The sequence below is a fragment of the Nocardia vaccinii NBRC 15922 genome, from assembly GCF_001613305.1.
GTDB lineage: Bacteria > Actinomycetota > Actinomycetes > Mycobacteriales > Mycobacteriaceae > Nocardia > Nocardia vaccinii.
On sequence record NZ_BDCC01000013.1, the window covers coordinates 1 to 12,821 of the forward strand.

Genomic DNA, 12,821 nt, shown 5'->3' on the forward strand with positions numbered 1-12,821 from the left:
TTAAAGCGCCGAAAACCCGCCGCAGCGAAGCGGAGGCAGAAGATACGGCAAGATGGGTGCCATGCGCATCGGAGTCTTGACCGGAGGCGGAGACTGCCCCGGACTGAACGCGGTCATCCGAGCCGTCGTCCGCACCGCGAACGGCCGCTACGGGGACGCGATCGTCGGGTTCCAGGACGGTTGGCGCGGACTACTCGAGGATCGCAAGATCCACATCCACAACGACGATCGCACCGACCGGCTGCTCACCAAGGGCGGCACCATGCTCGGCACCGCGCGCACGAATCCGGACGTGTTGCGCGACGGTCTGGGCCGGATCAAGCAGACCTTGGACGACAACGGCATCGATGCCCTGATCCCGATCGGCGGCGAGGGCACGCTCACCGCGGGCAGCTGGCTGGCCGACGAGGGCGTCCCGGTGGTCGGCGTGCCGAAGACCATCGATAACGACATCGATTGCACCGACACGACTTTCGGCCACGACACCGCTGTCACCATCGCCACCGACGCCATCGACCGCCTGCACACCACCGCAGAATCGCATCAGCGCGTCATGCTGGTGGAGGTGATGGGCCGGCACGCCGGGTGGATCGCGATGAACGCAGGCATCGCGGCGGGCGCGCATCTGACCCTGGTCCCCGAGGTGCCCTTCGACGTGGACGAGGTGTGCACCATGATCAAACGCCGTTTCCAGCGCGGCGATTCGCATTTCATCTGCGTCGTGGCCGAGGGCGCCAAACCCGGTGAGGGGTCGTTCACCCTGCGGCAGGGCGGCATCGACGAATACGGCCACGAACGTTTCACCGGCGTGGCCCACCAGCTCGGCGTGGAAATCGAACGTCGCATCGGCAAGGAGGTCCGCACCACCGTGCTGGGCCACGTCCAGCGCGGCGGCACCCCCACCGCCTTCGACCGGGTCCTCGCCACCCGCTTCGGCGTGCACGCCACCGAAGCCGTCCACAACGGCCAATTCGGCCAGATGGTCGCCCTGCACGGCACCGAAATCGACCTCGTCCCCCTCTCCGAGGCCACCAAACAACTCAAACTCGTTCCGCCGCACCGGCACAACGAAGCAGCGGCGTTCTTCGGGTAACAGTCCGGCCCTTCGCGCAAGTCCAGAGCACCTCCATCGTCTCGGCTCGGCGATGCCTATCCACTGAATCAGTCGGAAAAAAAATTGATTCAGAAGGCGGCGAACATCGATGTCGATCGGCGATCGCATTGATCGTGCCCGCGCAGCCGCCGGGCTGAGTCAGCACGAGTTGGCAGCGACCACGGGTCACCCAGCCGACATTGTCGCGGACGATCGCCGGTGCTGGACTCCATGTACCAGCAATTGCTCCGTTTCCTCGAGTTGGATGCCTTCCTGGAGTACCAGGGCATCGCTCCGGTCGGGTGAGCGCCGAATCCGAGAGACGGGCAGCCGCGGAGCGCTTCCGGACCCACCACCATCTCGGTTTCCACCCGCTCGGCGATGTGGTGATGCTGATCGAGCAGACCACCAGCGCCGACGTCGCAGTACTCGATACCGAGGTCGACCAGCACGGCATGACGATGAAGCGGGGGAAATGGGCCGGCCTACGTCGCGGCTGCTCGCACCGGCGGCCGATGCGCCAACGCAGCCGCGATGCCGTGCAGGGGAATCTTCGGGGCTCCCGACTCGCGCAAGAAACAACGCACTTCGTTGAGCTTCTGGCCGCAGGATTGACCACTGAAACACGTAGAGCCGTCGAGCATGAGATAACGGAGGCACCGATGAAGGCGATCGTCACAACGGATCAGGCCGCGGAAGCAGCCGGGATCACACTCGCGGAGCGGCCCGAGCCGACGCCGGCGATCAACGACGTCATCGTTGAAGTCCATGCGTCGGGCTTCGTCCCCGCAGAGTGGGAGTGGCCCTCGACGTGGGTCGATCGCTCCGGCCACGATCGAGCCCAAGCGATCATCGGCCACGAGTGTGCGGGAATGGTCACTTCCCTCGGCTACGGCACGACGGGACTCTCGCTGGGCCAGCGGGTGTTCGGGATCACGGACTGGCACCGCGACGGAACCCTGGCCGAGTTCGTGGCCGTGGAGGCACGCAACCTTGCGCCGTTGCCGGGGAACGTCGACTTCACGGTGGGTGCGAGCCTGCCGATCTCCGGACTGACCGCATGGCAAGGCCTGTTCCAGCACGGTCGTCTTCAGGCGGGCCAGAGCGTCCTCGCACACGGCGCCGCCGGCGCGGTCGGGTCCGTGGTAACGCAACTCGCGCGAGAGTTCGGCGCCTATGTCATCGGTACCGGACGAGCGGCGGACCGCCAGGCAGCGCTCGACTTCGGCGCGAACGAGTTCCTCGATCTCGACGGCGAAAATCTGGAAGACGTCGGCGGGGTCGATCTGGTCTTCGATGTCATCGGTGGTGACATCCAGAGGCGCTCGGCGCGCATCATCCGTCCCTTCGGGACGCTGGTGTCGGTGGTCGGACCTGCCGAGGCTCGCCCTGTCGACGGTCTCGCGGTCGACTTCGTCGTCGAGTCCGTTCCGAGTCAGCTTGTGGAGATCGTCGACCGGGTGCGCGACGGGCGCCTTCGCACGCACATCGGAACCGTCGCGACGCTCGACGACGCCCTCCCTGCGCTCAACCCGACCGGGCGCCGCAAGGGCAAGACCGTCATTCGCGTGCGCCCCTGAGCTCACTGACAATTTCGTGGCGAAGAGCTCGGCATTGGCCGACGTTGGCCGCTGCGCCCGAGAGAGACTGGCGACTTGTTAGGTAAGCGTTGCCTGCTTTAGGCTGTGTCGGTCCGCTTCCGCCCTAGCCGAGGTCCGCTCATGTCCGGCACGAACATCGCCTTGCTAGGCGCCATAGCAGGATTCACCATCTACCTCGGCCTGCCGATCGGCAGGCTGCGCAAGCCCACCCCTCGTCTGAAGGCCGGACTCAACGCGGTCGCCATCGGGATCCTGGTGTTCCTGGTCTGGGACGTGCTGACGCACGCCTGGGAACCGATCGACGGGGCGCTGGGTAAGCACGAGTGGGGCACGGTGGCATCCGGCGGCCTCACCCTGATGGCGGGCCTGGCGGTGGGACTGCTGGGCCTGGTGTATTACGACAGTTGGATGGCCCGTCGCCGTCGGACCGCCGAGCGCCCACAGGGCCCGGGTGCGGTGGCCGCCACCGAACTCGCATCCAAGAGCCGCAGCCAGGCCGCATCCCTCACGCTGATGATCGCTACCGGCATCGGTCTGCACAACTTCGCCGAGGGCCTGGCCATCGGCAACTCCGCCGCCAAGGGCGAGCTCTCCCTCGCCATCCTGCTCATCATCGGCTTCGGTCTGCACAACGCCACCGAAGGGTTCGGCATCGTCGCCCCGCTCGCCGCGGACGGCGAACGCCCCTCCTGGCTCACCCTGCTCGGGCTCGGCCTGATCGGCGGCGGCCCCACCTTCCTCGGCACGGTCGTCGGTCAACGCCTGGTCGACGACACGGTGTCCATCGCCTTCCTCGGCTTGGCCGCGGGGTCGATCCTCTACGTAGTGATCGAACTGCTCGCCGTCGCCCGCAAGACCGGCTTCAAGACGCTGACGACCTGGTGTGTCTTCGCCGGTCTCGTGCTGGGCTTCGCCACCGACGCCGTGGTCACCGCAGCCGGGGCCTGACTCGAACCACGCGTCCCCTGTCATCTCACGCAGCGCGGCCGCCGGGCATCCCCTTCCGCTCTGCGTGTGCTCGGGCGCCTCGGATCTACCCGGTCACCTACACCACCGATATGCCCCCCACCCATGTGACATAAACACTCACACCGGCAGTCGAAAATCTGCCGTGTCGGATGTAGACATTCGCTGAGAGTCGTTATAGAGTCACTGTCGTTCGAGTTGATGAAGTCCGGTGGCCGGGCAGGTGAACTGCCCGGAAGAAGTAAGTTCCACCGTCCCCTTCCGGCGGATGACAGATAGACCCGGTGCAGTCGGCCGGACCCGCCGGAAGGGGACGAAGCACCATCGAATAATCGAATCCGCAAGCACCGTAGGAAGTCCGGCGATCCAGGAGGTGGTCACTGAGTAGTCATTTATCGGTTCCGCATCCCGGAAAGCATCGGATGCGGTGTGTGAGAGCGGCCCTCACGGGCCGGTGAGAACAGCAATGAAATTATTCCCCCGTTCGTAGATCCCAGGCCCCGGCGCAACCGCGCCGGGGCCTGTCGGCGTTGACCCGAGAGGCCCTGTGCAACAACCCAACCCCCACCCCACCGGCGGTCCCAGTGCCGCCGACAAACTCGACGACGACGATTACCCCGCCTACTCGATGGGACGCGCCGCGGAAATCCTTGGTGTCACCCAAGCGTTCCTGCGCGGCCTGGACGCCGCGCAACTGCTGACCCCGCAACGGTCGCCGGGCGGGCACCGCCGCTACTCGCGCTACCAGCTCCGTATCGCCGCCCGCGTCCGCGAACTCGTCGACGCCGGCAACGCCCTCGACGCGGCGTGCCGCATCGTCATCCTCGAAGACCAGCTCGCCGAGGCGCAGCGCCTCAACACCGAACTGCAACACACCCTCGACAAGCACACCGACCCCGACTGAAACCAAGGGTCATGACCGGTTACTCCGCGGCGCTTTCGGTGAGCGGTTCGGGAGTCGGTTTTCGGCCTGGAGGATGCTGTCGAGGTCAGGGCTCGGGCCCGGACGGGACGAGGTCGGAGTCGCTCGGGCCGGCTAGAGGCGTATCGCGGCGCGGACGAGGTCGGCGACGGCTTTGGATCTGCTGTGGGGCGGCCACGCGATGACTGTCGTGACGGCCGGTGCGTCCGGAACCGGCACGATGGCGTGCCCCTCGCCGAGATGGGTTCGCGCCGACTCGGGCAGGATCGCGCAGGCGCGTCCGAGCCCGATCAGCTGGACCAGCTGGGTGTGGTCGCGAACCTGTGGGCCGGGGCCCTCCGGGTAGCTGCCGTCCGACCGCGGCCAGCGCGGCAGCGGCAGGTCCGTGAGGGCGGAGACCTCGGCCGAGGAGATGTGCGACCGGGTCGCGAGGGGGTGGCCCGCGGGCAGGACCAGGATCTGCTGCTCGGTGTACAGGTCCTCGGTGTCGAATCCGGCGATGGTGTCGAAGGGCCGATGCAGCAGGGCGACGTCGGCGCGCCCGTCACGCAGCAGCCGTTCCTGTTCACCGGGCCCGCACAGCATCACCTCGACGGCGACAGCGCCGGGCTCGGCGGCATAGGCGTTCAGCAGTTTCGGCAACAGTTCGCTGGACGCTCCGGCCTTCGTGGCCAGCACCACGCCGGGCCGGTCGGCGGCGCGACGGGTGCGACGCTCGGCGGCCTCGACCGCGTCGAGCGCGGCCCGAGCCTCCCGCAGCAACACCGACCCCGCCTCGGTCAAGCTGATCGCACGCGAGTTGCGTTGCAGCAGAACCACTCCGAGGCGTCGCTCCAGCTGCTGGATCGCCCGCGACAGCGGCGGTTGCGCAATGACGAGTCGCTCCGCCGCCCGCCCGAAGTGCAACTCCTCGGCGACCGCGACGAAATATCGCAACTCCCGCGTCTCCACCATCTCATCCTATCCGCGGCTCACCACAACCGATACCCGTGCGGTATCGCTGACCACCGGGTAGGTCTTGGACGCCCCACAGGAGTCCGAACCAGTATCGACGGTATGAGTGAATCGACGATTGCGCTGGTGACCGGCGCGAACAAGGGAATCGGATACGAGATCGCGGCGGGCTTGGGCGCCCTCGGCTGGCGAATCGGCGTGGGCGCGCGTGATGCGCAGCGCCGCGAGACCGCGGTGGAAAAGCTGCGCGCGGCCGGGACCGACGCGTTCGGCGTACCGCTGGACGTGACCGACGACGCGAGTGTCGCCGCCGCGGCCGAGTTGATCGCCGAGCGAGCCGGCGGCCTCGACGTCCTGATCAACAACGCCGCGATCACCGGGGGTATGCCGCAGGCGCCCACCGTGGTGAACCCCGCGACCGTGCGAGATGTCGTGGATACCAACGTGATCGGGGTCATCCGCGTCACCAACGCGATGCTGCCCATGCTGCGCGAGTCGGCCTCGCCGCGGATCGTGAACATGTCCAGCACCGTCGGCTCGCTCACGCTCCAGTCCACGCCCGGCGCCGAGACGGGCCCGATTTCCGCCGCGTACTCGCCGTCGAAGTCCTTCCTCAATGCCGTCACCATCCAGTACGTCAAGGAATTGGGCGATACCAACATCCTGATCAATTCCGGCTGCCCCGGTTTCACCGCCACCGACCTCAACGGCTTCCGCGGCGTCCGCACTCCGCAACAGGGCGCGGCGATCGCGATTCGCCTCGCGACGCTGCCCGACGACGGGCCGACCGGCGGATTCTTCGACGACGCCGGAACCGTGCCCTGGTGATGGCGACGCACATTTCGTCGTGCCGCGGTTCGCCGGTGTTCCGGCGGTCCTGACAAGCTGCGCGGACAGGCGGGTGGCCTCGGGGTCACCCGCCTGTTCCGCCCATCCGTTTCCGGGGCCGACCGCTGTCGTGGCAGCCGAATCACGGCTGATGATCCGCGGCGGTCTCGAGCATCAGAGTTCTGGACCGATCTTCGTCCAGGGCAACGCGATTCAGTTCGGCGAGGGCGTCGCGGTAGGGGGTGAGGTCGCAGTCTCGTTCCAGGAAGAGCGATCCGGTGTGGCCTTCCACATGGATGATCGGCGGTTCGGGGAGGCCGGTGGCGGGGAGGTTGCCGAATTCCAGCAGTACGAAGCGGTCCAGGTGCAGGCCGATGTGGCTGTCGGCGGAGCGCGGGATGACGCGGATCGAGATGTTCGGCAAGTGCGTGAGGTCGTGCAGGTGGGCGAGTTGGCGGGCCATCACCGCCGGGCCGCCCACGGGGTGGTGCAGGACCGATTGCAGTAGGTATACGACGATGTCGAAATCGTTGTCGTGCAGACGTTTCCGACGTTGCAGCGCGGTCTCGACGCGGTGTTCGATATCGGCCGTGGCGTCCTGCGGATGCAGGGTCCATTCGCAGGCGCGGCGATAGTCGGCGGTCTGCAGGAGGATCGGGATCGTGACGTTCTGGAACGACGTCCACCGCCGGGCCGTCTCCTCGAGCGCCGCGAGGTGGTCGACATCGGCATGTGCGGGCTCGCCATTCGGACGCCACCACGCGCCGCCCGTGCGTTGCACCTCGCGCGCCTCTGCCGCGAGATCCAGCAGGGCCCGGCGTTCGTCGTCGTGCACTCCGTAGGCATTGCACAGCGCGTTGATGTGCAGGCCGGAAATCCTTGTCGCCTGGCCGTCTTCGAGGCGGCCGATGGACTGCGGGGACAGCTCGGCAGCCCGTGCCGCGGCGGCCTGACGTATCCCGGCCGCGTCCCGGAGCTTGCGCAGGCGGCGGCCCAGAGACCGCCGGGCGAGGGTTGATCCGGTCACTTGTTCACCTCCTGCACATATGTTTCGGCTACGTTTGCGACGCCACGTTTTCTGTTCCCAATTCCAGTCCGGTGAATTCCAGCACGGATTGTTGCAATGCGCTGTGTTCCAGCGGGATGCATCGGGTCGCGCCCGGCATCCGCTCGGGTTTCTCGTTTGTCGGTGGTAGTCATTACAGTCATGGCAGCACTCTCCGAAGACGTAGATTGCAGACGAATATCCGACGGCGGCTTGTTGATTCGCGCGCCATCCGGCACACATCGAGTACACACCGAGTCGTGCCGGATCGGGACCGAGTCGAAGACATTCGTCACCAGAGGAAAACGTTCCAATCAATCTGAACGAAACAGCCACAGCCAAAGGGGGCCTCATGACGATCGAAGCGACCACCGTGCCACGCAGGCTGCTCGCCAGACGGCTGGTCGAGTTGCGGGAGGCCGCCGACCTGACCCGAGACGCCGCCGCCGAACGCGCCGAGATCGGCCGGCAAACCCTGTGGCGCTTGGAGAACGGACGCACCTCGGAGGTCAAGAAGCCCACCATCCGGGCACTGTGCCGCGTCTACGAGGTCGACGATGAGGACTTGAACACGCTGTTGTGGCTGGCGGACGAGTCGCGCAAGGATGGTTGGTGGCAATCGTACAGTGATGCGATCTACCTCGATCGAGATCTCTTCATGAGTCTGGAGGGGGCCGCGAGTCGTATCAGGTCTTTTCAGCTCACGTTGATACCTGGACTCGCACAAACCGCCGACTATCGACGTGCCATGGCGCGCGACTTCTTGCCGGTGGTGAGCGACAAGGAATTCGAGCAACATCTCGAAGTGCTCAATATTCGCCAAGGGCGCCTCAGCGATTCGAAAGACCCACTGACACTGGAAGTGCTGATCAGCGAGGCGACGCTGCGTCATCGAATCGGAGGCGCCGCGGTAATGCGCTCTCAGGTGCACTATCTTTACGAACTGAGCACACTGCCCAACATATCTGTGCGAATTATTCCGTTAACGGTCGAGGGTCATCTCGGGCTTCAGACAGGATCATTTGTATTGCTTGAATTCCCGGAACATCTGAACCCATCGCTCACCCAACCCCCAGTCGTCTTCATCGAAAGTTACGCTGGAGCCCTGTACCTGGACAAGCCAGCGGAGATCGAGCTGTATAAGAACGCATTGGCCGCTATCGAAGCAGCGGCACTTGGCGAGCCGCAGTCCAGGGAACTGCTACAGCAGATCGAAGAGGAGTACGCAGCATGAGTATCGACCTGTCCACCGCTACGTGGTTCAAAAGCAGCAGAAGCAATACAGGCGGTGACTGTGTCGAGGTCGCTCACCTCGAAGGTGGCATGGTCGGCGTACGCGACTCCAAGAACCCCACCGGCCCGGCACTGATCTTCACCCCGGCAGAGTGGGATGCCTTCGTGGCCAACGTGAATGACAATGCCTGACCAGGCACATGAGCCTCACGACGCGGCGTCCGCGACCTCGTTCGCCGCGTCGGTAGGCCGTGCGTCCGCTTCGGCGCGTGACTGCCGCGCGCGCCGGTCGCGGTAACGCACCAGTGCCCACAGCAGCAGCGCCTCGGCGATCGCGGTGAAGACCGTGAGGAACTGACTGAAATAACTGGCCAGCACATTCACCACGGTCAACGACACCACATCGGACCAGATGGCAAGGCGCACACCGAGTTCCTCGTTCCCGCGCAGCCACGCCACCGCGCCGACCGCGCACCCGATGCCGACCGCGAGCTCGGCGACGGCGGCAATTGCCAAGGCCACCAGGGATTTCCAACCGTGGCCCTGGGTGAGGTCGAGCATCCGGTCGATGTCGTGCCACCGCGAATGCCAACCGGCGATCACCACACCGGCCAACACCAGGCGCAGCAGCGACCACACCCCGTGTGCGATCAGCACCGCGATCAGTACCACGCGCAGCATCGGCAACGGTAGGAGCCGCTTCTCGAGGGCAACGCCGATCCGGGTCACCCGGTGCTCCAGCTCCGGCTCGGTGTCGCAGGGTAACGCGGCCAGGTAATCGTGCAGCGCGACAACGAGTTCTCGATATTCCGCACCGCAACCGTCCGAATCGATGGCGCGGAGTTCGGCGAGCAACTCCGTCCGGCGCTGAGCGTTCATCCGGGTGCCGACGGACCGGCCGATCTCCTCGGTGATCGCACCCAATGCCAGCTCCGGATGCCGGTTCCGCCGCCGCGCCGACATCCGCGCCACCGCGACGGTCAGCAGAAAGGCCAGATAGATGATGGGAGCAGCCAGCGGAAAGAAATAGTTGTTGTCCGTGGTGATGAATTTGCCCACCTCGTCGATGAACAGCCCCAACCCCACCCCGGACAGCAGCGCGGCCCAGGTGATCGCCGTCCGCCCCGAGGACATCAGCAACAACAGACACGAAATCACCAGCAGCAGTCCCCCGAACAGGGCGTGCGCGATGTGGTAAACGCTCCCACCGATTTTCGGGTATCCGGAGGCCATCAGGTACAGCCGGGTGATCACGACGGTCAACCCGAACGCCACCGCCATCAATGTCACCAACCGCCCGGCCTCGGGCCGCCACCGCATCCTCGTCCGCTGTGCGCCGATCATGGGAGAACACACTGTCATACCCCAGGCCGAACGCCTATCACTCGATCATGAAGGGCCCCAAGGGGGAAACGACATGCCCGCTCAGCGCCGCTTGCTACCTTGATATCGTCTCGTCTTTCGAAAGGACCCCGAACTGTGGAACCCGGCTCTCCTGTCGACCTGCAGAAGAATCAGCCCCATACCGCCCGAATGTACGACTACTACCTCGGCGGCAAGGACAACTACCGCGCGGACAGGGAAGCAGCGGAAAAGGTCGTGGGCATCTGGCCGGGCGTACGGGTAGCCGCGCGGGAGAACAGAGCTTTCATCCACCGCGTGACACGGTTTCTCGCACACGCGGGCATTCGTCAATTCCTCGACATCGGAACCGGAATCCCGACCGAGCCGAGTCTGCATCAGGTCGCCCAACAGGTCGCGCCCGAGGCGCGAGTGGTCTACGTCGACAACGATCCGCTGGTGCTCGTCCACGCCAGAGCATTGATGGTCAGCTCACCGGAGGGACGCACCAACTACGTCTCCGCCGACGTCACGATGCCCGAGACGATTCTCGACGCCCCGGGTTTGCAGGAGACTCTGGACCTGAGCCAACCTGTCGCGCTGAGTCTCAACGCATTGATGCATTTCGTCCCCGACGAGCAGAATGCCTACGGAATCGTCGATGCGCTGATGGACCGGCTCGCGCCCGGCTCGTATCTGGTGATGACCCACGTGACCCCGGATTTCGATCCGACCGCCATATCCACGGTGGTCGACATCTACCGCGGCAGCGGCCTACCGTGCCAGGTCCGAACTCGGGACGAGTTCACGCGGTTCTTCCGGAAACTGGAGTTCGTCGATCCCGGCGTGCAGGTGCCACACTGCTGGCGGCCCGACGGGGTGGAGCCTCCGAAGAAAATCGACGCGGAAGTATCGGCCTACGCGGGCGTCGCACGCAAGCGATAGCCATCGCGCACCGGCTCGAGATAGGGCACGATTACGTTGTCCACCGGGGCTTTACAGCGGAGTCTGGTCCCACCACCTGGCGAGCACCTCGTGCGCGGGGGTATCGGCCATCATCTCCACCGGGCCGGTGTCGAAGGCATACAGCAGCGTATTCGCCCGCGCCGGATCGGCTTCGAAGGAGACGAGCATTTCGGCCGTCTCGGTTTGCATGTCCTCGGGCACGATCCAGTTGCGGGCGGTGAAGGCGGCGTCGCCCTTGGTGCCGGTGGAGGTGCGCGTCATGGGGGCCGCGGCCAGTGCGGCCTGCGCGGCGGCCGGGCTGTCGAAGACCGCGATCGCGTAACTGAGCGAGGTCTGGCGTGAGGTGCACTCCCAGGCGCCGATCCAGTTCGCCGAGCCCAGCGGATTGCTGCGTCGGATCACGCTGGTCACCGGGTCGCTCTGGAGTACCTTGCCGGGCTGACCCGGCTGGCTCCGCTGACAGGACACCCGGCCCTGGTAGGCGTCCCCGGTATTCGAATCCCCCTGCGGCAGCAGGGTCGGGAAGGTCTGCTGGACCGCGGTGACGGCGTCGAATCGGCGCGTCACCGTCGGGGTCGCGGTACCCGACGCGGTCGCGGGGGCGGTGGCCTTCGGCCCGGCGGCGGCACCTGGATGCGAACCACTCGACAGCACGAGGAATCCCACACCGACCACGATCAGCAAGGCCACCGCACCGAGCACGCCCCACATCAGCAGATTGGACGTTCGTCTCGAAACTGGTTGCGGCACACTCGAATTCGGTGAAAATGCACCGGGCGGAGCTACCGGGGGCACCGCAACTCCCACCCCCACCCGATGACCGTTCATCGCCTGCCGAGCGGGTGGCACCCCGGCGGGGGCGAGCGGCATTCCCGGATGCACAGCCGCAGGCGGCACCGCGGCGACCTGCGGCGCGGGCGGGACCGCGGGAACGGGTGCGGTCAACGCCTGCTTTGCCGCCGCGGCGAATTCCGCACAACTGCCGAACCGATCGGGCGCCCGCTTGGCCATCGCCCGCGCGAGCACCAGATCCATCGCCGGATTCATCCCGGGACGACGCGCACTCACCGGCGGTAGCGGCAACAGCAGATGGCCGTGGATCAGCTCGTTCGGATCCTCCGAATCGAACGGCCCGGTCCCACTCAGCAGCCAGTACAGCGCACACCCCAGCGCATATTGGTCGGAGCGGTTGTCCAGCGGTGATCCGGTCATCTGCTCGGGCGAGGCGTAAGCCAGTGTCGCGGTGAACATTCCGGCCTGCGTCAGGTGCGTGGAATCCTCCCGCAACCGGGCGATGCCGAAATCGGTGAGATAGACCCGCTCGCCCTTACCGTTGGTATCACGGCCGAGCATGATGTTGGCGGGCTTCACATCCCGGTGCAGCACACCATTGCCGTGCGCGTAATCCAGTGCGGCGGCGACGCCCTCGATGATCTGCACCGCGCGCTCGGGCGGCAGCGTATGCGGATTCACCGTGGCCGCGTCGACGCCATCGATGTACTGCATGCTGATCCACAGCTGCTCGTCCTCGACGCCGCGATCGTAGACGGCAACGATATTCGGATGATCCAGCTGGGCGACCAGATCGGCCTCGCGCTCGAAACGCGCGCGAATCTCCGCATCCGCGAACAATTCCCGGTTCAGCAGTTTCAATGCGGTCTGCCGCTGTAATCGTGGATGCCGCGCCAGATACACCGAACCCATGCCGCCTTGGCCGAGCAGTCGCTCGACGGTGAAACCGGCGAACACGTCACCGCTGCGCAGCACCTACGACCCCCTTCCCGGCCACGGGCTCATCCCCGCGTGCGCGGGGAGAACTGTACGAGTCGACGCCACGCGCATCCTACTCGACCTGGGCGCTGTACTTCCCGC

Annotated in this window: 12 protein-coding genes; 8 read left to right on the forward strand and 4 right to left on the reverse strand. The window is 65.9% G+C overall.

The genetic code is table 11. The annotated features are described in order from the left end of the window. Positions 1–61 precede the first annotated feature (61 nt). From NV1_RS11050 to NV1_RS11065, 4 genes are all read left to right on the forward strand, one after another. Positions 62–1,093, forward strand: coding sequence for an ATP-dependent 6-phosphofructokinase (locus tag NV1_RS11050; RefSeq protein WP_067889225.1), 1,032 nt, complete (start codon positions 62–64; stop codon positions 1,091–1,093). Between the two features lie 662 nt (positions 1,094–1,755). Further along, positions 1,756–2,673, forward strand: a complete 918-nt coding sequence (locus tag NV1_RS11055; RefSeq protein WP_067889228.1) for an NADP-dependent oxidoreductase — start codon at positions 1,756–1,758, stop codon at positions 2,671–2,673. 141 nt (positions 2,674–2,814) lie between these two features. Next, positions 2,815–3,642: a ZIP family metal transporter gene (locus NV1_RS11060; protein WP_067889060.1), complete on the forward strand. Its 828-nt coding sequence runs from the start codon at positions 2,815–2,817 to the stop codon at positions 3,640–3,642. 565 nt (positions 3,643–4,207) lie between these two features. After that, positions 4,208–4,564 (forward strand): MerR family transcriptional regulator, encoded by a 357-nt coding sequence (locus tag NV1_RS11065; protein WP_067889063.1) that lies wholly within the window; start codon positions 4,208–4,210, stop codon positions 4,562–4,564. Between the two features lie 132 nt (positions 4,565–4,696). Here NV1_RS11065 and NV1_RS11070 read toward each other — a convergent pair whose 3' ends face one another. Continuing rightward, positions 4,697–5,536: a LysR family transcriptional regulator gene (locus tag NV1_RS11070; RefSeq protein WP_373864602.1), complete on the reverse strand. Its 840-nt coding sequence runs from the start codon at positions 5,534–5,536 to the stop codon at positions 4,697–4,699. 102 nt (positions 5,537–5,638) lie between these two features. Between NV1_RS11070 and NV1_RS11075 the strand changes: the two genes are divergently transcribed. Continuing rightward, entirely contained in the window at positions 5,639–6,364 is a 726-nt protein-coding gene (locus NV1_RS11075) for an SDR family oxidoreductase (protein WP_067889066.1), read from the forward strand. Between the two features lie 142 nt (positions 6,365–6,506). On the opposite strand, the gene NV1_RS11080 is transcribed toward NV1_RS11075, so the two are convergent. Beyond that, positions 6,507–7,391: a helix-turn-helix domain-containing protein gene (locus tag NV1_RS11080; protein ID WP_067889069.1), complete on the reverse strand. Its 885-nt coding sequence runs from the start codon at positions 7,389–7,391 to the stop codon at positions 6,507–6,509. A 370-nt stretch (positions 7,392–7,761) separates the two neighbouring features. On the opposite strand from NV1_RS11080, the gene NV1_RS11085 reads away from it, so the two are divergent. Together NV1_RS11085 and NV1_RS11090 are read left to right on the forward strand one after the other, a co-directional pair. Further along, a complete protein-coding gene (locus NV1_RS11085) occupies positions 7,762–8,643 on the forward strand; it encodes a helix-turn-helix domain-containing protein (RefSeq protein ID WP_067889072.1) in 882 nt (293 codons plus the stop codon). After that, on the forward strand, positions 8,640–8,834 hold the full coding sequence (locus tag NV1_RS11090; protein ID WP_067889075.1) for a DUF397 domain-containing protein: 195 nt from the start codon (positions 8,640–8,642) through the stop codon (positions 8,832–8,834). The genes NV1_RS11085 and NV1_RS11090 overlap by 4 nt, the downstream gene beginning before the upstream one ends. A gap of 15 nt (positions 8,835–8,849) precedes the next feature. Here the strand turns inward: NV1_RS11090 and NV1_RS11095 are convergent, their stop codons facing one another. Next, positions 8,850–9,986 carry a hypothetical protein gene (locus NV1_RS11095; protein WP_067889078.1) on the reverse strand — a complete coding sequence of 379 codons (1,137 nt, stop codon included), beginning with the start codon at positions 9,984–9,986 and terminating at the stop codon, positions 8,850–8,852. A gap of 135 nt (positions 9,987–10,121) precedes the next feature. On the opposite strand from NV1_RS11095, the gene NV1_RS11100 reads away from it, so the two are divergent. Beyond that, complete coding sequence (locus NV1_RS11100) at positions 10,122–10,928, forward strand: SAM-dependent methyltransferase (RefSeq protein ID WP_245713656.1); 807 nt, start codon at positions 10,122–10,124, stop codon at positions 10,926–10,928. 51 nt (positions 10,929–10,979) lie between these two features. On the opposite strand, the gene NV1_RS42030 is transcribed toward NV1_RS11100, so the two are convergent. Next, positions 10,980–12,716 carry a serine/threonine-protein kinase gene (locus tag NV1_RS42030; RefSeq protein ID WP_084525271.1) on the reverse strand — a complete coding sequence of 579 codons (1,737 nt, stop codon included), beginning with the start codon at positions 12,714–12,716 and terminating at the stop codon, positions 10,980–10,982. Positions 12,717–12,821: the final 105 nt, after the last annotated feature.